18 protein-coding genes are annotated in these 19,688 nt (G+C 59.1%); 4 read left to right on the forward strand and 14 right to left on the reverse strand.

The features are described 5' to 3' along the window. Positions 1–142: 142 nt before the first annotated feature. Positions 143–328, reverse strand: coding sequence for a hypothetical protein (locus tag HUW52_RS25995; RefSeq protein ID WP_175555251.1), 186 nt, complete (start codon positions 326–328; stop codon positions 143–145). Positions 329–720: 392 nt separating this feature from the next. Here HUW52_RS25995 and HUW52_RS26000 point away from each other — a divergent pair, with 392 nt between their 5' ends. Then, entirely contained in the window at positions 721–2,349 is a 1,629-nt protein-coding gene (locus tag HUW52_RS26000; RefSeq protein WP_038357769.1) for a glucan biosynthesis protein D, read from the forward strand. A 206-nt stretch (positions 2,350–2,555) separates the two neighbouring features. On the opposite strand, the gene HUW52_RS26005 is transcribed toward HUW52_RS26000, so the two are convergent. The 3 genes from HUW52_RS26005 to HUW52_RS26015 form a co-directional block, all read right to left on the reverse strand. Beyond that, positions 2,556–3,662, reverse strand: a complete 1,107-nt coding sequence (locus HUW52_RS26005; RefSeq protein ID WP_175555252.1) for an NADH:flavin oxidoreductase/NADH oxidase — start codon at positions 3,660–3,662, stop codon at positions 2,556–2,558. A gap of 286 nt (positions 3,663–3,948) precedes the next feature. Then, entirely contained in the window at positions 3,949–5,658 is a 1,710-nt protein-coding gene (gene recJ, locus HUW52_RS26010; protein ID WP_175555253.1) for a single-stranded-DNA-specific exonuclease RecJ, read from the reverse strand. 55 nt (positions 5,659–5,713) lie between these two features. Then, positions 5,714–6,256 (reverse strand): YaeQ family protein, encoded by a 543-nt coding sequence (locus tag HUW52_RS26015; RefSeq protein WP_007908961.1) that lies wholly within the window; start codon positions 6,254–6,256, stop codon positions 5,714–5,716. 146 nt (positions 6,257–6,402) lie between these two features. On the opposite strand from HUW52_RS26015, the gene HUW52_RS26020 reads away from it, so the two are divergent. Then, complete coding sequence (locus HUW52_RS26020; RefSeq protein WP_016986383.1) at positions 6,403–7,602, forward strand: CaiB/BaiF CoA-transferase family protein; 1,200 nt, start codon at positions 6,403–6,405, stop codon at positions 7,600–7,602. Beyond that, positions 7,529–8,509 (forward strand): TIGR02285 family protein, encoded by a 981-nt coding sequence (locus HUW52_RS26025; RefSeq protein WP_175555254.1) that lies wholly within the window; start codon positions 7,529–7,531, stop codon positions 8,507–8,509. Before HUW52_RS26020 ends, HUW52_RS26025 begins: the two co-directional genes overlap by 74 nt. Before the next feature lie 176 nt (positions 8,510–8,685). Here the strand turns inward: HUW52_RS26025 and HUW52_RS26030 are convergent, their stop codons facing one another. From HUW52_RS26030 to xerD, 7 genes are all read right to left on the reverse strand, one after another. Further along, positions 8,686–8,967, reverse strand: coding sequence for a DUF3509 domain-containing protein (locus HUW52_RS26030; protein ID WP_016986381.1), 282 nt, complete (start codon positions 8,965–8,967; stop codon positions 8,686–8,688). A gap of 175 nt (positions 8,968–9,142) precedes the next feature. Then, a complete protein-coding gene (locus HUW52_RS26035) occupies positions 9,143–9,550 on the reverse strand; it encodes a response regulator (RefSeq protein ID WP_016986380.1) in 408 nt (135 codons plus the stop codon). A gap of 117 nt (positions 9,551–9,667) precedes the next feature. Then, the gene (locus tag HUW52_RS26040) at positions 9,668–11,041 is read right to left on the reverse strand and encodes a transporter substrate-binding domain-containing protein (protein ID WP_175555255.1); all 1,374 of its coding nucleotides are present in this window, start codon (positions 11,039–11,041) and stop codon (positions 9,668–9,670) included. A gap of 120 nt (positions 11,042–11,161) precedes the next feature. Next, complete coding sequence (gene thrC / locus HUW52_RS26045) at positions 11,162–12,571, reverse strand: threonine synthase (RefSeq protein ID WP_175555256.1); 1,410 nt, start codon at positions 12,569–12,571, stop codon at positions 11,162–11,164. Positions 12,572–12,680: 109 nt separating this feature from the next. Continuing rightward, a complete protein-coding gene (locus tag HUW52_RS26050) occupies positions 12,681–13,985 on the reverse strand; it encodes a homoserine dehydrogenase (protein WP_175555257.1) in 1,305 nt (434 codons plus the stop codon). Positions 13,986–14,115: 130 nt separating this feature from the next. After that, the gene (dsbC, locus tag HUW52_RS26055) at positions 14,116–14,847 is read right to left on the reverse strand and encodes a bifunctional protein-disulfide isomerase/oxidoreductase DsbC (protein WP_007908974.1); all 732 of its coding nucleotides are present in this window, start codon (positions 14,845–14,847) and stop codon (positions 14,116–14,118) included. Between the two features lie 255 nt (positions 14,848–15,102). Then, the gene (gene xerD, locus HUW52_RS26060) at positions 15,103–15,999 is read right to left on the reverse strand and encodes a site-specific tyrosine recombinase XerD (RefSeq protein WP_016986376.1); all 897 of its coding nucleotides are present in this window, start codon (positions 15,997–15,999) and stop codon (positions 15,103–15,105) included. A gap of 108 nt (positions 16,000–16,107) precedes the next feature. On the opposite strand from xerD, the gene HUW52_RS26065 reads away from it, so the two are divergent. Then, positions 16,108–17,916 (forward strand): sodium:proton antiporter, encoded by a 1,809-nt coding sequence (locus HUW52_RS26065; RefSeq protein ID WP_175555258.1) that lies wholly within the window; start codon positions 16,108–16,110, stop codon positions 17,914–17,916. A gap of 118 nt (positions 17,917–18,034) precedes the next feature. On the opposite strand, the gene HUW52_RS26070 is transcribed toward HUW52_RS26065, so the two are convergent. The 3 genes from HUW52_RS26070 to trmD form a co-directional block, all read right to left on the reverse strand. Continuing rightward, positions 18,035–18,448 (reverse strand): acyl-CoA thioesterase, encoded by a 414-nt coding sequence (locus HUW52_RS26070; RefSeq protein WP_038357747.1) that lies wholly within the window; start codon positions 18,446–18,448, stop codon positions 18,035–18,037. Positions 18,449–18,539: 91 nt separating this feature from the next. After that, positions 18,540–18,890 carry a 50S ribosomal protein L19 gene (gene rplS / locus HUW52_RS26075; RefSeq protein WP_003175895.1) on the reverse strand — a complete coding sequence of 117 codons (351 nt, stop codon included), beginning with the start codon at positions 18,888–18,890 and terminating at the stop codon, positions 18,540–18,542. A gap of 45 nt (positions 18,891–18,935) precedes the next feature. After that, positions 18,936–19,688, reverse strand: coding sequence for a tRNA (guanosine(37)-N1)-methyltransferase TrmD (gene trmD, locus HUW52_RS26080; RefSeq protein ID WP_008081628.1), 753 nt, complete (start codon positions 19,686–19,688; stop codon positions 18,936–18,938).

The following is a 19,688-nucleotide window of genomic DNA, read 5'->3' on the forward strand; positions in this document are numbered from 1 at the left end:
TTGCGATCTCTTACCTGAAACTAAACGACAGTGCCGAGCTTCAGAAAGCCATTCACGTCAGCATCACCGATGCCGACGCAGGCAATTTGATTGACCTGGCCACCGTAAAAGCCCAATGGCTTTCACGGTGCCCACCCCAGCGTTAAAACCGCGAAACACTCCGCATCGCATCCACCAGATAGCGCATCGCAATCCGGTCCCCTTCTGAAAGCTCCCGATAACGCTCCACCAGCTTCACTTCGTCAGAGCTGAGCCGGCGCCTTTTGCGGCCGCTGCCCAGGCAAGGAAAGATGCCCAACATGTCGGTGATCCCTTGTATTTTTGCCATGGACGATGTCCTTCAATACTTCAAAGAATTGCTAAACCACCACATCGCCCTGCCCCTTACAGCAGCGCCGTGTGCCCTACCGGTCAGCACCGGTCATGCCCATAGAATAGAAATTAAATCGGCGCTGAAAAGCGGTTTTTAGAGTAATTAGTCGAAAAAAGCAGATATGCCGTGTAAATCAGAACGCCCTGTCAGATTTTTAACCGACATGTCTTGTTTCATTGACACACTGGCGCGGTGAATCAACGAATTTTGCAATGCGAGCGAACCGTTTAAGCTAGCGGGCATCTGTTAATAGTCCGTTGCGTTTGGCCGAAGGCTTGTCCGAACCGTTATTTCTGATCCAGCACGTGCCAGGAACGGCGCGGGATTGCACACGACAGGTTGTATTTATGCACCGCAGGAATTTGCTCAAAGCGTCCATGGCCATTGCGGCTTACACCGGTCTTTCAGCCACTGGCCTGCTGGCCAGCCGTGCGTGGGCGGCCAATGGCGGCGCCGCCGATGGCGAGGCGCAGGCCTTCGACTTCGAAGCGCTGAAGCGCCAGGCCAAGCAACTGGCTGGCAGCGCCTATCAGGACACCAAACAGGTGCTGCCGCCAACCCTGGCGACCATGACCCCGCAGAACTTCAACGCGATCCGCTACGACGGCGAGCATTCGCTGTGGAAGGAAAACAAGGGGCAGCTGGACGTGCAGTTCTTCCACGTCGGCATGGGATTCCGTCAGCCGGTGCGCATGTACAGCGTCGACGCCAAGACGCGCACTGCCCGCGAGGTGCATTTCCGCCCGGCACTGTTCAACTATGAAAACACTTCTGTCGACACCCAGCAGCTCAAGGGTGACCTCGGTTTTGCCGGCTTCAAGCTGTTCAAAGCGCCGGAGCTGGATCGTCACGATGTGTTGTCGTTCCTCGGCGCCAGTTATTTCCGTGCGGTAGACGCCACTGGCCAATATGGCCTCTCGGCGCGCGGTCTGGCGATCGACACGTACGCGAAAAAACGCGAAGAATTCCCTGACTTCACCAAGTTCTGGTTCGAGACACCGGACAAGAACGCCACCCGATTTGTGGTGTATGCCCTGCTCGACTCGCCGAGTGCCACTGGCGCTTACCGTTTCGACATCGACTGCCAGGCCGAGCGCGTGGTGATGGAAGTCGATGCGCACATCAATGCGCGCACGGCAATCGAGCAATTGGGCATCTCGCCGATGACCAGTATGTTCAGTTGCGGCACCCACGAGCGCCGCATGTGCGACACCATCCACCCGCAGATCCACGACTCGGATCGTCTGGCGATGTGGCGCGGCAACGGCGAGTGGATCTGCCGTCCGCTGAACAACCCGGCGACCCTGCAATTCAATGCATTTGCCGACACCGATCCGAAAGGTTTCGGTCTGGTGCAGACCGACCATGAATTCGCCAACTATCAGGACACCGTCGACTGGTACAGCAAGCGTCCGAGCTTGTGGGTCGAACCGACCACAGCGTGGGGCGAAGGCTCTATTGATCTGCTGGAAATTCCCACCACCGGCGAGACTCTCGACAACATCGTGGCATTCTGGACCCCGAAAAAACCGGTCGCTGCCGGGGATTCGCTGAACTACGGCTACAAGCTTTATTGGAGCGCATTGCCGCCAGTGGGTACGCCGTTGGCACGGGTTCATGCGACCCGTTCCGGAATGGGCGGATTCACCGAAGGTTGGGCACCGGGCGAACACTACCCGCCAGTCTGGGCGCGCCGTTTTGCCGTGGACTTCACGGGCGGCGGTCTCGATCGCCTGCCGCAGGGCACCGGGATCGAGCCGGTGGTGACCTGCTCGAACGGCAAGGTGCAGGACTTCAGCGTGCTGGTGCTGGATGACATCAAGGGTTACCGGATCCTGTTTGACTGGTACCCGACCAATGACAGTGTTGAGCCGGTGGAGCTGCGCTTGTTTATCCGCACCAATGACCGCACGTTGAGCGAGACCTGGTTGTACCAGTACTTCCCGCCGGCGCCGGACAAGCGAAAGTACCCTTGATGATTCTCTAGCGTTTGGGCGGGCCTCTTCGCGAGCAAGCTCGCTCCCACAGTTGATCTCGGCCGATTACAAAAATCATGACCGACATCGATCCAATGTGGGAGCGAGCTTGCTCGCGAAGGCTGCACGGGCACATCAACACTCAGCAGATAAAAAACAAAGCCCCGGCCATCACTGACCGGGGCTTTTTGCTTTATCGCTAATACTCAATCGCGCAAATCAGACTCATGAATCGGCTGATCCCGATGAGTCGCGCGCTGATACTGCGCCGGCCACACCGCTTTACGCCCACCCAGATCATCGTCGGCATGCAGCGGCCAGTACGGATCACGCAGCAGCTCTCGGGCGAGGAAGATGATGTCGGCCTGACAGGTGCGCAGAATATGCTCGGCCTGCGCCGGCTCGGTAATCATTCCCACGGTACCTGTGGCGATGCCCGACTCTTTGCGTACGCGTTCAGCGAAACGCGTCTGATAACCCGGCCCGACGGGGATCTCCGCGTTGGCTGCGGTGCCGCCTGACGACACGTCGATCAGATCCGCGCCAAGAGTGTGCAGGCGTCGCGCCAGCTCCACGGTTTCATCCGGATTCCAGCCGTCTTCCACCCAGTCAGTCGCCGACACGCGGACAAACACCGGCAACTCCTCAGGCCAGACCGCTCTCACCGCTTCAGTGACTTGCAGCACCAGACGAATGCGGTTCTCAAACGAACCACCGTACTGATCGCGGCGCTGATTGCTCAGCGGCGAAAGAAACTGATGCAGCAGATAACCATGCGCCGCGTGTACCTCGACCACACTGAAACCCGCCTTCAGCGCGCGCTTGGCGGCGTCGACAAACGCCTGAATGACTTCGGCGATCTGCCCTTCATCCAGCTGTTTCGGTTGTGTGTGCTGCGGATCGAAAGCAATCGGCGACGGCCCGACCGGGGTCCAGCCGCCATCATCGGGTTTGACGCTGCCGTGCTTGCCGATCCACGGCCGATGAGTGCTCGCCTTGCGCCCGGCGTGGGCCAGTTGAATGCCGGCAACCGCGCCTTGGGAGGTAATAAAGCGAGTAATACGTTGCAGCGGTTCGATCTGTTCGTCGCTCCACAGGCCCAGGTCTTCGGCGGTGATCCGCCCATCGGCGGTGACCGCCGTGGCTTCGGTGAAGACCAGACCGGCGCCACCCACCGCGCGACTACCGAGGTGCACCAGATGCCAGTCGTTGGCCAGGCCGTCGACGCTGGAGTACTGGCACATCGGTGAGACGGCGATGCGGTTGGGCAGGGTCAGTTGGCGAAGAGTGAAGGGTTCAAGCAGCAGACTCATGGGGCACCTCTCAAATCAGTGGGCAGGCTCCAGGGTTCTGTTTGAATAGTCGACGAGTGACAGGAAAAAGGTGCAGCACCCGCCCCCGCGGGCAAAAAAATTCGACAAGAAGTCACAAGGCCAATCAAGCAGTGCTTAGAGCCTAGTCGACAACCGGGGATGAGGGAGGGTTCAGAGTGATTCAGTGTGTGAACGGATGCTTTCGCGAGCAGGTCGAATCGTCGCACCGTCGCTCCCACAGGGGATATGCATTCCAAATGTGGGAGCGAGCCTGCTCGCGAAGGACTTAGCGCGGTTCGATATGGGCAATCATCAACTGAACAGTCTCATTCCCCCGAAACTCGTTAACGTCGAGCTTATAAGCCAGTTCAACCCACTTGATCGTCGGGTTCGGCCAGATATCCCGGTCAATACCAAACGCAATGCCATCCAGCTTCACCGAACCGCACTCGCTTTTCAGCACCACTTTCAGGTGTCGTTCACCGACCACGCGCTGTTCGACCAACTGAAACACGCCATGAAACAGCGGCTCCGGGAAGTGCTGCCCCCAAGGCCCAGCGTGGCGCAGCGCGCGAGCCAGTTCGAGGTGGAACTCTTCGACCGCCAGCGTGCCATCGGTCAGCATGCGCCCGGTGAGGTCGTCTTCGCGAAGTTGCCTACGCACTTCAGCGTCAAAGGCCTCGGCGAACAGCGGAAAATTCTCCTGCGGCAAGGTCAGACCGGCCGCCATTGCATGGCCACCGTACTTGGCGATCAGGTTTGGATGCTGCGCCGCTACCACGCTCAAGGCATCGCGAATGTGGAAACCTTGCACCGAACGCCCCGAGCCCTTGAGCAAACCATCGCCCGCATCGGCAAAGGCAATGGTCGGACGGAAGTAACGTTCTTTCATGCGTGAAGCGAGGATGCCGATCACACCCTGGTGCCACTCGGAATCGAACAGGCACAAACCAAACGGCATCGACTCGACCGGCAAGTCCTTGAGCTGCGCCAGCGCTTCACGCTGCATGCCCTGCTCGATGGATTTGCGATCCTGGTTCATGCCGTCCAGTTGCGCGGCCATTTCCCGGGCCAGGTTGGCGTCGGCGGTGAGCAAGCATTCGATGCCCAGGCTCATGTCATCCAGACGCCCGGCCGCGTTCAGGCGCGGCCCGACGATAAACCCCAGATCGGTGGAGGTGATGCGCGCAGCGTCTCGCTTGGCCACTTCAAGGATCGCTTTGATCCCCGGCCGTGCGCGACCGGCGCGAATCCGTTCCAAGCCTTGATGCACCAGAATCCGGTTGTTGGCGTCCAGCGGCACCACGTCAGCGACGCTGCCCAGCGCCACCAGATCGAGCAGTTCGCCGATGTTCGGCTGCGGCTTGTTCTCGTACCAGCCGAGGCTGCGCAGGCGCGCGCGCAACGCCATCAACACATAAAAAATGACCCCGACGCCGGCCAGTGCCTTGCTCGGGAATTCGCAACCAGGCTGGTTCGGGTTGACCAACGCATCCGCCTGCGGCAGTTCTTCGCCGGGCAAATGGTGGTCGGTGATCAGCACTTTGAGCCCGGCCTTTTTCGCCGCCGCCACACCTTCGACGCTGGAGATGCCGTTGTCGACGGTGACCAGCAAATGCGGCTCCCGAGTCAAAGCGACTTCAACGATTTCCGGAGTCAGGCCATAGCCATATTCGAAACGGTTCGGCACCAGATAATCGACGTGCGCCGCACCGAGCAGACGCAAACCAAGCATGCCAACCGTGCTGGCCGTCGCGCCGTCCGCATCGAAGTCGCCGACGATGAGAATGCGCTGGCGTTGTTCCAGCGCTGTCACCAGCAAGTCCACCGCCGCGTCGATGCCCTTGAGCTGCTGAAACGGGATCAACCGCGCCAGACTCTTGTCCAGCTCCGCCTCGGACTGCACGCCCCGCGCCGCATACAGGCGGGTCAGCAGCGGCGGAATATCACCCAGAAAGGGCAGCGTGGCAGGCAGTTGACGAGGTTCGATACGCATGGGGTGACGGAAACTTCTCTTTAATACGTGGGATTAATCAGTTGAAGGCGCGGGATCAGCCGCGCTCACCTTGCAGCCATTGCAACTGAACTTCGTGCTGACCACGATCGTCGGTGACGAAGATCGTCCCTTCGCTGATCATCACGTCCCACTTGATAACGCGGGGCATGTCCTTGGCCAGGGTTTCCAGCACTTCTTGCGGAACCGCAGCGATGTTGACGTTTTTCAGGTTCTTGATCGCCGGGATCACCTTGGTTTCCCAAACGCGCAGGCTGCCGTAGGCCAGCAGGCTGGTGCGCTCGGTGCGACGCGAGCACCAGGTCAGACGGTCGGCGTCCGGCTGGCCGACTTCGATCCAGTGCAGAACACGATCATCCAGGCTCTTTTCCCACAGTGCAGGTTCATCCACGTCTGACAGACCGCGACCAAACGACAACTGCTCGTTGTACCAGAGGGCGTAGGCCAGCAGTCGCACGGTCATGCGCTCTTCGGTTTCCGAAGGGTGACGGGCGATGGTCTGCTTGACGCTCTCGTAGACACTGCGGTCGAGGTCGGTGAGGTTCAGTTCAAACTTGTAGGTAGTGGACGGCTGGGCCATGAACGGGCTTCTTGATACGAGGAAAGTCGGCAAGTCTAACCGATGCGGTAGGCAATCATCGAATTGATGGCGATCAAGCTGCGGCGTCTGACAGCCGGCTATGTTAAAACGCTGTATCCGCTCAGCCTTGTCCTACAGGATTTCGCATGCCGTTCACCAGCAAACCGCTCTCAGGTCTGAAAGTCATTGAATTGGGTACATTGATTGCCGGGCCGTTTGCCTCGCGCATTTGCGGGGAGTTCGGTGCCGAAGTGATCAAGATCGAATCGCCGGACGGCGGGGATCCATTGCGCAAGTGGCGAAAACTGTATGAAGGCACGTCGCTGTGGTGGTTCGTCCAGGCGCGCAATAAAAAGTCGCTGACGCTGAACCTCAAACACCCTGACGGTTTGGCGATCCTGAAACAACTGCTCAGCGAAGCCGACATCCTCATCGAGAATTTCCGCCCAGGCGTGCTGGAAAAACTCGGCCTGAGTTGGGACACCCTGCACGCGCTGAACCCGAAACTGGTGATGGTGCGCCTGTCCGGTTTTGGCCAGACCGGGCCGATGAAGGACCAGCCTGGCTTCGGCGCGGTCGGCGAGTCCATGGGCGGTCTGCGCTACATCACTGGCTTCGAGGACCGGCCACCGGTGCGTACCGGGATTTCCATCGGCGACTCGATTGCCGCGTTGTGGGGCGTGATCGGCGCGCTGATGGCTCTGCGTCATCGCGAGGTCAACGGTGGCACTGGTCAGGTTGTCGATGTGGCGTTGTATGAAGCGATTTTCGCGATGATGGAAAGCATGGTGCCGGAGTTCGACGTGTTCGGTTTTATCCGTGAGCGCACCGGCAACATCATGCCTGGCATCACACCCTCCTCCATCCACACCAGTGCCGACGGCAAACACGTGCAGATCGGCGCCAATGGTGACGCGATCTTCAAACGCTTCATGCTGATCATCGGCCGTGAAGACCTGGCCAATGACCCTACCCTGACCAGCAACGACGGGCGTGACAATCGTCGCGACGAGTTGTACGGCGTGATCGATCGCTGGGTCAATTCGCTGCCGCTGCAAAGCGTGCTCGACCTGCTCAATCAGGCCGAGGTGCCGGCCAGCCGGATCTTCAGTGCCGAAGACATGTTCAACGATCCGCAGTATCTGGCCCGGGAAATGTTCCTTCACGCCAAACTGCCAGACGGCAAACCTTTCAAGATGCCGGGGATCGTGCCGAAACTCTCAGAGACACCGGGCTCCTCCGAATGGGTCGGGCCGCAGCTCGGTGAACACAATGCGCAGGTACTCCACGATCTTGGCTACGACGAAAAGCAGATCGCCCGGTTGCGCGAAGACGGAGCCATTTAAGCTGAAACGCCTGCCGACACCGGACGCCAATCGCGCCCACCAGTGGTGGACGTGGCGGTTGTTCGGCCTGGTGTTTCTATTGACCTTGCCTGCTTGGGCTCAGGCGAAACCGACGTTGACCTGGTTATTGCGCGACTTGCCGCCACTGACTATTTTCGAAGGCCCGAAAAAGGGCCAGGGCGTCATTGATCACCTCATGCCAATGCTGATCGCCGGCATGCCGCAATACGAACACCAGTTGATGCGGGTCAATCGAGCCCGAGGCAGCCAGATGCTTCACGAAGCCTCCTTCACCTGCGACCCGTCGCTGATCTGGAGCAAAGAGCGGACGCAATGGATCGCGTACTCCATCCCGGCCTTTCGCGCCGTCAGCAATGGGCTGGTGGTGCGTCAGAACGATCGCGAAGTGTTGGCGCCGTTTCTCGTGGAGGGTGAAATCGATCTGGCAGCGCTCCTGGCCAATGGCAAAGAGAAAATCGGTGTCGTGGCTGAGCGCAGTTACGGTGAAATGGTCGATGACCTGCTGCGCCAGGCACCACGGGACGCACTGACACCTCATTACGGCAATGACGCCCTGAACAGTCTGCTGATGATGCAGCGCCTGGGACGATTACAGGTGGTGCTGGGCTACTGGCCAGAAATTCGTTATCAGGCTCATCTGGCGCAAATCGCCGAAGACGAGTTGCTGTTTTATCCGATCCGCGGCACCGGTAAATATCTGTCGGGCTACATCGGCTGCTCCGACACACACCAGGGCCGTCAGGCGATCAGCGAAATAAACCAACTGCTGCGCACCCTCCCCCACGATCAACTGAACCAGCTGTACGCCGACTGGCTGGACCCCGCGATGCGAAGCGATTACCTCAAACAGGCCCGATCATTCTTCGAGCAACAAGCGGCGCCCTGAGCCAATTGCAGACAAAAAGAAACCCCGAGAAGTGGGGAGACGACTCGGGGTTAAACGTGGCCTGCATAAGGCCCGTAACAGCAAGCGACAAGCACCGGAGCACAATGCTTGATCCTGCTGTCATGGGGTCTGACTGACAGGGATGCAGGAAGGTTCCCACAAAAGATGTTTGATTTTCAGAGCGCCGGACGCTTGTCCAGAGCCGCATTACGCAAGGCCGCAATCACACAGGGCTCCAGGCGTCCTTCGGCAATCAGAATGTCGCGGTGCAAGCCGTCAACGACATCGGTCAACTGGCGCTTGTCGGTCAACTGCGCCTGGTTGAATTGGCGCTCCACTACAATCGCGCCGTTGCTGTTCTTCAAGGTCACCAGGCATTCACCGTGGGCGCCGCTTGGAGACAAAGAAACCTGATACGGGCTCAGAGCCTCACCGAGCAATAGACTGATACTTTCCATCTCGATCTCCACTCAATAGTCCGAAAACATTGTGTCTGGGGCGTGTCCACAGTAAATGACCACCGGCCCGAGAAGAAAGTTCTGCATTCCGCTCGCCAGCACCGGCGTGTCACGGAGGTATCACCGGTCTGTCAGAGCATGCACGGCAAAGATGACAGAAAAATAACCGGCCGCTTCAGGCCCCGACCGGCAGCGAAGGTGAAATCAGGTAGCTGTCCAGCAAACTGCGCATCAGTACTGCCGAAACAGGTGTTTGCAGAAGCCCCAGCAGTCGCAACCGATGCTCGCACAGCAACGGTTGGAGGTCGTTGAGCACGCTCGGCGCCACCGCGCCCAGCAGGATCAGCGCCCGCGCTTCGCGCTCCACTGCTACGTGCCGAATCAGGGCCAGGCCGTCACCGCCCTTGAGCTGCGGATCGCAAATAGCGATATCGACCACGCCACGATGCCCCAGTGAACATAAGGCCGATGCCAGCGATGACGCGGTCAGGACATCATAAATGCCGATAGCATTGAGCATTTGGTGCAACGCCATCAGCTGGAACGGATTGGGTTCAAGAATCAGGACTTTAAGCGAGCGCATGGGCGACCTCTGAAGCGACAATCGCGGACTCTCACCGCAGTTGCTACTCACTGTAGGGCAGCCCTTTGAAGCCTCCCATCGGAAAAGTAGCCGCGTCTTATAGGACATTTCCCATTCTCAATGCAGACATCGGCACCCGCTCTCTGCCCGGCGCTGGGTAATGTCCGTCCAGCCGCCCAGCAGTCCGCGCAATTTGCCATCGACACTGTAAAACGGCACCGTCCACTGATAGACCTCCCGCGTACCGTTCTTGAACAGCAATTGCCGCTTGCTGAAACGTGACTTACGCGTGCGCAACTGCACCATGAATTCGTCGTGAAGCATGCGCGCGGTTGCTTCTGGCAACGCATCGACCTCCATCAACAGCCGCCCCTGCACCTGATCCTGACGTACCGAAAGCGCTTCTTCATAGCTGCGGTTGCACATGATCAGCCGCCCCTGAAGATCACGGACAAACATCGGATCAGGCATGGAATCGATCAGTGCGTGCTGGAACGCCAATTGATCACCGAGGCTTTTCTCGGCAGCACGGCGTTGCTTGATCACCACCGTCAGGCGGCGGTTCCACACCAGCGACAGCAAGCCGAACACACCGAGGATCACCGCTACCCAACAGCCCCACTCAATCATCCGTTGCCAGAGCGTGGGGACGGGCTTGAGCGAGATTCCCTCCAGCCACTTCAGGCGAATGGCGCGTAACTCGGGAGCAGGAAAGGCCTCCAGTGCCTTGTTGAGAATACTTAATAGCTCTGGCATGCCCTTGCGCACGGCCAGATGATCAGCTTCCCATTTGCCTTCTACCAAACCACCCACCTTAAGCAGACCCAGCGGGTAAAGTTGCGCCCCGATTTCATTCTCGATCGTCGCGTAGGCTTCGCCGCTTTCGACCAATGCTCGCGCTTCGGCGTAAGTCTTGACCGAACGGATCTCGATCGACGGGTAATCGCGTCGAATCACATCCTCCAGTGCGTGCCGGGCCGGCAACACCAGCACCCGCTTGGCGAGTTGCTCCAGAGACTCTACCGACGGCGCACCGGCGCGCCCGACAAACACCCAGCCAGCCCCACCGAAGGCGTGGCTGAAATCCAGAAACGCCTTGCGCTCATCGCTCATCGCCAGGGTCGTACTGATGTCCGCCTGGCCGCTTTCGAGACGCTCCAGCATGTGATCGGTGGAAAACGACTCCTGATGCATGAATTTCAACCCGGTCATCGCAGTGACGCGCTTGAGCACATCATTGTTCAAACCGCTCCACTGTCCATGTTCATCCTGGAACAGATACAACGGGTATTGCACCGACGCTACCGTTACCCGCGGATTGTCGCGAATCCATTGGCGCTCGTGCGCGTCCAGTTCAACAGGCTGGACGTTGAGTGCCATAACGTCATCGTTCAGCGCCAGTTGCGCCGCCACACTGCAGCGCATCAACCCGAGCAATCCGAACAAGAACAACCAGCCCAGTGCCGGTTTCAAACCTCTATAAAACAGCATTGCCACTTCCTTCGTGATCGACTCACCCGTCCTTCGTGGGTGAAAACCCGAGCAGTGTGGCAGCAGAAACAAAAAAGCCCGTCAGGAGACGGGCTTCAAAATGTGACAGCTTTTGCAGGCTTAAAGCGGCTTGCCGCGGTTGCCATGCTGGCTGACAAAGGCCTGCACGGCTTTCAGCTCGTTTGGCAGAACGGTGCAGCGCTCGTTTCGCTCAAACAAATCAGAAAGATGTGCAGGCAGTTCGAGCGCTTTTCCTACACCGGCTTTCTCCACTGCATCCGGGAATTTAACTGGATGTGCGGTGCCGAGGATCACCATTGGAATGTCCAGGCTGCGACGGCATTCGCGCGCGGCCTTGACGCCAATGGCGGTGTGCGGATCCAGCACTTCACCGCACTGCTCGTAGACTTCGGCGATGGTTTCGCAAGTCTGCGCATCGTCCACAGCCAGCGAGTCGAACAGTTTGCGCGCTTCGGTCCAGCGCTCTTGTTCGACGCTGAAGCCACCACCTTGCTTGAACGCGTCCATCAGCCCGGCGATCGCCGCACCGTTGCGACCGTGCAGGTCGAACAGCAGGCGTTCGAAGTTCGACGAGACCATGATGTCCATCGACGGCGACAGCGTGGCGTGCAGGGTTTCCTTGACGTACTGATTGCCGCTCATGAAGCGATGCAGGATGTCGTTGCGGTTGGTGGCGACGATCAACTGATTGATCGGCAGGCCCATGTTGCGCGCCAGGTAACCGGCGAAGATGTCGCCGAAGTTACCGGTTGGCACCGAGAACGACACCGAACGCGCCGGGCCGCCCAACTGCAGGGCTGCATGGAAGTAGTAAACGATCTGGGCCATGATCCGTGCCCAGTTGATCGAGTTCACCGCCACCAGACGCGTGCCTTTGAGGAAGCTCTGGTCGGCGAAGCTGTTCTTGACCATCTCCTGGCAGTCATCGAAGTTGCCTTCGATGGCGATGTTGTGGATGTTCTCGCCGAAAATCGTGGTCATCTGCCGGCGCTGCACTTCGGACACACGGTTGTGCGGGTGCAGGATGAAGATGTCGACGTTTTCGCAGTGCTTGCAGCCTTCGATGGCGGCCGAACCGGTGTCACCGGAGGTGGCGCCGACGATGACAACGCGCTCGCCGCGCTTTTCCAGCACGTAGTCGAGCAGACGACCGAGCAGTTGCAGGGCGAAGTCCTTGAACGCCAGGGTCGGGCCGTGGAACAGCTCGAGCACCCATTCGTTGCCGTTCAGCTGACGCAGCGGCGCGACGGCGCTGTGCGAGAACACACCGTAGGTTTCTTCGAGAATCTTTTTGAAATCGGCGTCCGGAATGCTGCCGGTGACGAACGGGCGCATCACCCGGAAGGCCAGTTCGTGATACGGCAGACCGGCCCAGGAAGCGATCTCTTCCTGGGTGAAACGTGGCAGGTTTTCCGGAACGTACAGACCGCCGTCGGTCGCCAGACCAGCCAGCAGGACGTCTTCGAAATTCAGGGCCGGTGCCTGGCCGCGGGTACTGATATAACGCATGATTTCAAACCTTCGGTTTGGGCTTCAAGCCGTAAGCTGCAAGCTACAAGTGAAAAGCGGCTCTGCTTTTACTTGCAGCTTGAAGCTCGAAGCTTGCAGCTGCTTCTGTTTAGTTCAGGTGCTCGACGCGGATCCGTACAACCGGACCATTGACGCCGGCCAGCGCTTCGAGGGCGGCGATCGCATCGTTGATGCGCTGTTCCACGACACGGTGGGTCAGCAGGATCATCGGCACCAGACCGTCGTGTTCCTCGACTTCCTTCTGCATGATCGACTCGATGTTGATGCCGCGCTCCGAGAGGATGCTCGCCACCTGAGCGAGAACGCCCGGATGGTCCTTGGCCTGAATGCGCAGGTAGTACGCGCTTTCGCAGGCTTCGATCGGCAGGATCGGATGGGCCGACAGCGAATCCGGCTGGAAGGCCAGGTGCGGCACGCGGTTTTCCGGATCGGAAGTCATGGCGCGAACCACGTCGACCAGATCGGCGATCACCGACGAAGCGGTTGGCTCCATGCCGGCGCCAGCGCCGTAGAACAGCGTCGAGCCCGCGGCGTCACCGTTGACCATCACCGCGTTCATCACGCCGTTGACGTTGGCGATCAGGCGATCGGCCGGGATCAACGTCGGGTGCACGCGCAACTCGATGCCGGCGGCAGTGCTACGCGCCACACCGAGGTGCTTGATGCGATAGCCCAGCGCTTCGGCGTAGTTGACGTCGGCGGTGGTCAGCTTGGTGATGCCTTCGGTGTAAGCCTTGTCGAATTGCAGCGGAATGCCAAACGCGATGGAGGCCAGAATCGTCAGCTTGTGCGCGGCGTCGATGCCTTCAACGTCGAAGGTCGGATCGGTTTCGGCGTAGCCCAGAGCCTGCGCTTCGGCCAGCACGTCTTCGAAGGTACGGCCCTTCTCGCGCATTTCCGTGAGGATGAAGTTACCGGTGCCGTTGATGATCCCGGCGACCCAGTTGATGCGGTTGGCGGACAGGCCTTCACGGATCGCCTTGATCACCGGAATGCCACCGGCCACGGCCGCTTCGAATGCGACGATCACGCCTTTCTCGCGAGCCTTGGCGAAAATTTCATTACCGTGAACGGCAATCAGAGCCTTGTTCGCGGTGACCACATGCTTGCCATTCTCGATGGCCTTGAGTACCAGCTCGCGGGCAACGGTGTAGCCGCCCATCAGCTCTATGACGATGTCGATCTCAGGGTTCGTGGCCACTTCGAAGACATCGCTGGTAATCGCAATACCGGTCGTCTGGAACTGAGGCTTTGGCGTGCGCATGGCAATTTGTGCCACTTCGATCCCACGCCCGGCACGACGAGCAATTTCCTCGGCGTTGCGCTGAAGTACGTTGAAGGTACCGCCACCGACGGTCCCTAACCCACAGATGCCTACTTTGACCGGATTCACTGTGAACTCCCCATAAAACGGCCGACGCGGGGTCGGCCGGAAAACAACCGCGTGCTCGCGGCTCTCTATTGATGGCCCGGCGATGTGGCTGCCAGGCCATGATCGTCACGGCTGACCGTGACGATGCGAATTACTTCGCGCCCAGCGCCAGTTTGGCGACTTGTGGCGCAGGCTGGTAGCCCGGAATCACTTGTCCGTCAGCCAAAACGATGGCCGGTGTACCGTTCACGCCAATTGACTGACCGAGGGCGAACTGTTTGGAAACCGGGTTATCGCACTTGGCGGCCTTGATTTCCTTGCCATCGACCATTTTGTCCATGGCGGCTTTCTTGTCTTTCGAGCACCACACGGCTTGCAGTTGCTCATCGCCCGGCGAGTTCAAACCCTGGCGCGGGAAGGCAACATAGCGCACTTCGATGCCGCGCTTGTTCAGCTCAGGCACTTCGGCGTGCAGCTTGTGGCAGTACGGACAGGTGGTGTCGGTGAACACGGTGATGTGCGATTTGGTCTCGCCCACGGCCGGGTACACCACGGTTTCGGCAACCGGAATGGCATTGATCAGTTTGGAGATGCCCAGACGTTCGGTTTTCTCGGTCAGGTTGACCGGTTTGCCGTCCTTGAGCTGAAACAGGTAGCCCTGCACGATGTACTGACCATCGGCACTGGCGTAGAGCACGCGACTGCCTTTGAGTTTGACTTCGTACATGCCCGGCAACGGGCTGGCGCTGATGCTTTCGACCGGAACCTCGAGTTCGAGTTTTTCCAGGCTTTGACGAATGGCTTTGTCGGCCGCGTCATCGGCGACGGCAAAGGTGCTGACCAACGCAATGGCTGCGGCGGCGAAAATCTGGGTCAGACGCATGAGAACTCCTGAAGGCGGACAAATGGAACGATCAGAACGCCCGTGCCGGAACACCGGGTCATAACCGTCCATCGTGCAAACCGGCAAAGCCTAACACATAAGGCCACGGTGGCCGAATGCGCCTGTCGCCATAGATTTTGAGAGCACTGAAGAACCTGTAGGAGTGATCCTGCTCGCGATAGCGGTCCTTCATTCAGCACTGTGTTGTCAGGAATACCGCTATCGCGAGCAGGCTCACTCCTACAAAGACTTTGTTCAGCCGCGCGGGTGATGTTTGGCGTGCAGGTCTTGCAGCCGCGCGCGGGCGACATGTGTGTAGATCTGCGTGGTGGAGAGGTCGCTGTGGCCTAGCAGCATCTGCACCACACGCAAATCCGCGCCGTGGTTGAGCAGGTGCGTGGCGAACGCATGGCGCAAGGTGTGCGGCGACAGCGACTTGCCGATCCCGGCGACCTTGGCCTGATGCTTGATCCGGTGCCAGAAGGTCTGGCGAGTCATCTGCTCCCCGCGCTGGCTGGGAAACAGCACATCACTGGGACGGCCACCGAGCAGTTCGCCGCGACCATCGCGCATGTAGCGCTCGACCCAGACGATCGCCTCCTCGCCCATCGGCACCAGCCGTTCCTTGCTGCCCTTGCCCATCACCCGCAGCACGCCTTGGCGCAAGTTGACCTGTTCCAGGGTCAGACTGACCAGTTCGGTCACGCGCAGTCCGCAGGCGTAAAGCACTTCAAGCATGGCGCGGTCACGCTGGCCGATCGCTTCGCTCAGATCCGGTGCTTTAAGCAGCGCCTCGACATCGGCTTCTGACAGGGATTTTGGCAGTGGCCTACCGAGTTGTGGCATATCGACGCGCAAGGTCGGGTCGACGCTGATCATCTTTTCCCGCAGTAGATAGCGATAAAAGCCACGCACCCCGGAGAGAAATCTCGCGGTGGAACGTGGTTTGTAGTTCTGCTCCAGACGCCAGGACAAGTGATCAAGGATCAACTCGCGGCCAGCATTGATCAGCTCCAGGTTTTTCTCCTGCAACCAGCCATTGAACAGCGCCAGATCGCTGCGATAAGCGCCGCGGGTGTTATCGGACAGGCCCTTCTCAAGCCACAGAGCGTCGAGGAATTGGTCAATCAGAGGGTGGTCGATGGCAGGCATGGGCGCTCAAGACACACAGCCTCAAGGACTGTGCGCAAATGTAGAGTGAACTGTAGGAATGGGCGCTAGTCTTTCATAGCCCGCTATTTCAAGGAACAGGGAGCATCAATGAACGAGCAGCAAATTCTATTGGCGTTTGGCGGGATTGGCGCGGCGGCGCTGGGTTGCCAATGGCTGGCCTGGCGCCTGAAGCTGCCGGCGATTCTGTTTTTGTTGCTGACCGGTATTCTGGTCGGCCCGGTGCTGGGCTGGCTCGATCCGCAGGAAATGTTCGGCCCGCTGCTGATGCCGCTGGTTTCACTGGCCGTCGCGCTGATTCTGTTCGAAGGCAGCCTGACCCTACACCTGTCGGAATGGAAGGAGATTGGTAGCGTCGTTCATCGCCTGGTGACCATTGGCGCTATCTCGACCTGGATTGTCATCGCGGTTGCCACACACTTTCTGCTGGGCTTCGACTGGATGCTGGCCATCCTCTTCGGCAGCCTGACGCTGGTCACCGGCCCGACCGTCATCGTGCCGATGCTGCGGGTGGTGCGGCCGAAAGCCTCGATCGCCAACATTCTGCGCTGGGAAGGCATCGTCATCGATCCGATCGGCGCGCTCCTCGCCGTGGTGGTTTACAGCTTCATCATTGCCAGCGCCGAAGGCCATGGTCTCAAGCAGAGCCTGTTCACCTTTGGCGGCGTGATTCTCTGCGGCGCTGCGTTCGGCATTCTCGGTGGCTGGCTGCTCGGCACGGTGATCCGTCGGCAATGGCTGCCGGAGTATCTGCATAACCTGGCGTCGCTGGCGGCTGTGCTGGGGATTTTCATTGTCTCCAATGAGGTGATGCACGAGTCCGGTCTGCTGGCGGTGACGCTGATGGGCATGTGGCTGGCCAACATGAAAGGCGTGGATGTACGGCATATCCTGCATTTCAAGGAAAACCTCAGCGTGCTGCTGATTTCCGGGCTGTTCATTTTGTTGGCGGCGCGTCTGGACTTGTATGCCTTGATCGGACTGGGCCCGTTGGTGCTGATTCTGCTGCTGGTGATTCAACTGATCGCCAGGCCGTTGAACGTATTGCTCAGCACGGCCGGTTCCAGCCTGAGCTGGCGGGAGCGTGCATTGCTGTGCTGGATCGCGCCACGCGGGATTGTCGCGGCGGCGGTGTCGGCGATTTTTGCGATTCGGCTGCATGAGGTCGGGCATGAGGGCGCATTGCTGCTGGTGCCGCTGACATTTGCGGTAATTATCGGCACTGTTGTCCTGCAAAGCGCGACGGCACGACCACTTGCACGACTATTGAAGGTGGCCGAGCCGGCGCCGAGCGGTTTCCTGATCGTCGGCGCCAACGGCCCGGCGCGGGAGCTGGGCAAGTCGCTGCAGCAACTGGGCAGCCGCGTGTTGCTGACCGATTCGAGCTGGGAGAATATTCGTGCGGCGCGGATGGAAGGTTTGCCGACGTATTTTGGTAATCCGGCCTCGCAACATGCCGATGCGCATTTGGATCTGGTCGGACTTGGGCATTTGCTCGCGCTGTCGCCGTCGGGTGAGCTGAATACCTTGGCGGCGATGCGCTTTCGGCATGATTTCGGTCATCAGCGCTTGTTTGGTCTGGCCAGTGGTCATGAGAGTCGGCGCAGCGATAAACATCGAGCGAGTCTGGAACATCGAGGCAATCAGTTGGGCAGCGAGGCGTTTACCTACGCGAAACTGGCCAGTCAGATGGGCCAGGGTGCCGAGTTGTACAGTACGACGTTGACGGATGGCTTCGGCTGGGAGGATTACCGGGTGCTGCATGGTAATCGTGCGACCTTGCTGTTCATGCGCGATGACAGCGGTTGGGTGCATGTGGTGACGCCGGAGACTACCGTGAAACCCGGGTCGGGGTGGACGTTGCTGGCGTTGATTCAGCCTGAGGCCAACGGCGCCTGAGCTGACGCTTTCGCGAGCAGGCTCGCTCCCACAGGGTTCGCGCTGAACACAAAATCTGTGAGCGACACACATCCTGTGGGAGCGAGCTTGCTCGCGAACGGCTCGACTCGGATCTGGATCAAGCCGCAAAACCCGGCAGCACCGGCACCGGTCGCTTGTCATCATCAATGGCGACAAAGCTGAACTGCCCATGAATGGCCTTCTCGCGGCCATCACAGCTCATGCTCTCGACAAACACTTCCACCTCGACCTTGAGGCTGGTATTGCCGACCTTGATCACCTTCCCGACCAACTCGACGATGGAACCGGCCGGGATCGCGTGATTGAAGTCGATGCGGTCGGTGGAAACGGTCACCAGTGGCAGTCGGCAGAAACGCGTGGCGGTGATGAACGAGACTTCGTCCATCCATGCCAGCGCGGTACCGCCGAACAGGGTGTTGTGGTGGTTGGTGGTGGGCGGGAAGACGGCTTTGGTTACGCGGGTCACCGAGAGTTCGGTGCGGCGTTCGATTTCCTGGTCGCGGGTGGTCATGGTTCTGGCCTGAAACGAAAATACGTTGAATAAATTGCAGGCAACAAAAAAGCAGCCCGTAGGCTGCTTTTTTCTGCATCGGAAGCTGGACTTAAGCCAGTTTTTCCTTGATGCGAGCTGCTTTACCCGACAGGTCGCGCAGGTAGTACAGCTTGGCTTTACGTACGTCACCGCGACGTTTAACAGCCATGCTGTCGATCTGCGGGGAGTAGGTCTGGAAAGTACGTTCTACGCCAACACCGTTGGAGATTTTACGAACGGTGAACGCACTGTTCACGCCGCGGTTACGCTTGGCGATTACAACGCCTTCGAACGCTTGCAGACGGGAACGATCGCCTTCCTTCACTTTCACCTGAACGACAATAGTGTCGCCTGGGGCGAAGGTAGGGATTTCTTTGGTCATCTGCTCTGCTTCGAGTGCAAGGATGATTTTGTTGGTCATGCTGTGCTCCTAAGGTAAATCGTTCGATCTACCATCGATACGTTGTTAACTATCGTCCCGCTCGCGGATGTATTCCTCGAGCAGCTTCTTCTCTTCTCCAGAAAGCGAGCGGCTTTCCAGAAGATCGGCGCGTCGTTCAAAGGTCCTACCAAGGGACTGCTGTAAACGCCAACGCCGGATATGCGCGTGATTGCCACTCAGCAACACGTCGGGAACACGCTGATCCGCATACACCTCAGGTCGGGTGTAGTGCGGGCAATCCAGCAGACCATCCGTAAAGGAATCTTCCTCAGCGGAATCCGCATGCCCTAAAGCTCCAGGCAGCAGTCGTGTAACCGCATCGATCAGGACCATCGCCGGCAGCTCGCCGCCAGACAGTACATAGTCGCCAATCGACCACTCTTCATCGACATGAGCCTCAATAAAGCGCTCGTCAATGCCTTCATAACGGCCGGCAATCAGGATCAATGCATCCGATTGTGCCAGCTCGCGTACCGCCGACTGAGTCAGTTGACGGCCTTGGGGGGACAGGTAAATCACCTTCGCCGCCTCCCCGGCTGCTGCCTTGGCCTGAACCAGAGCATCTTCCAGGGGCTTGATCTTCATCACCATGCCCGGACCACCGCCAAACGGGCGATCGTCCACAGTGTGATGCCGATCCGTCGTGTAATCTCGCGGATTCCAACAGGTCAGCTGCAAGAGCCCCTGTTTGACCGCACGACTGGTGATGCCGTAGTCGCCGATGGCGGAAAACATCTCGGGAAACAAACTGATCACTTCTACGCGCAAGTTAGCCAC

Source organism: Pseudomonas sp. 43A, assembly GCF_013363935.1.
Taxonomy (GTDB): domain Bacteria; phylum Pseudomonadota; class Gammaproteobacteria; order Pseudomonadales; family Pseudomonadaceae; genus Aquipseudomonas; species Aquipseudomonas crudilactis.

Coding starts and splice junctions, on each gene's coding strand:
- HUW52_RS26030 (WP_016986381.1), bottom strand. CDS start 8,967: ATGGAAAGTATCAGTCTATTGCTCGGTGAGGCTCTGAGCCCGTATCAG.
- HUW52_RS26025 (WP_175555254.1), top strand. CDS start 7,529: ATGCGCAGGTACTCCACGATCTTGGCTACGACGAAAAGCAGATCGCCC.
- HUW52_RS25995 (WP_175555251.1), bottom strand. CDS start 328: ATGGCAAAAATACAAGGGATCACCGACATGTTGGGCATCTTTCCTTGC.
- HUW52_RS26015 (WP_007908961.1), bottom strand. CDS start 6,256: ATGGCCCAGCCGTCCACTACCTACAAGTTTGAACTGAACCTCACCGAC.
- HUW52_RS26035 (WP_016986380.1), bottom strand. CDS start 9,550: ATGCGCTCGCTTAAAGTCCTGATTCTTGAACCCAATCCGTTCCAGCTG.
- xerD (WP_016986376.1), bottom strand. CDS start 15,999: ATGCCTGCCATCGACCACCCTCTGATTGACCAATTCCTCGACGCTCTG.
- thrC (WP_175555256.1), bottom strand. CDS start 12,571: ATGCGTTATATCAGTACCCGCGGCCAGGCACCGGCCCTGAATTTCGAA.
- rplS (WP_003175895.1), bottom strand. CDS start 18,890: ATGACCAACAAAATCATCCTTGCACTCGAAGCAGAGCAGATGACCAAA.
- HUW52_RS26005 (WP_175555252.1), bottom strand. CDS start 3,662: ATGAGTCTGCTGCTTGAACCCTTCACTCTTCGCCAACTGACCCTGCCC.
- recJ (WP_175555253.1), bottom strand. CDS start 5,658: ATGCGTATCGAACCTCGTCAACTGCCTGCCACGCTGCCCTTTCTGGGT.
- HUW52_RS26000 (WP_038357769.1), top strand. CDS start 721: ATGCACCGCAGGAATTTGCTCAAAGCGTCCATGGCCATTGCGGCTTAC.
- HUW52_RS26020 (WP_016986383.1), top strand. CDS start 6,403: ATGCCGTTCACCAGCAAACCGCTCTCAGGTCTGAAAGTCATTGAATTG.
- HUW52_RS26040 (WP_175555255.1), bottom strand. CDS start 11,041: ATGCTGTTTTATAGAGGTTTGAAACCGGCACTGGGCTGGTTGTTCTTG.
- HUW52_RS26070 (WP_038357747.1), bottom strand. CDS start 18,448: ATGACCACCCGCGACCAGGAAATCGAACGCCGCACCGAACTCTCGGTG.
- dsbC (WP_007908974.1), bottom strand. CDS start 14,847: ATGCGTCTGACCCAGATTTTCGCCGCCGCAGCCATTGCGTTGGTCAGC.
- HUW52_RS26065 (WP_175555258.1), top strand. CDS start 16,108: ATGAACGAGCAGCAAATTCTATTGGCGTTTGGCGGGATTGGCGCGGCG.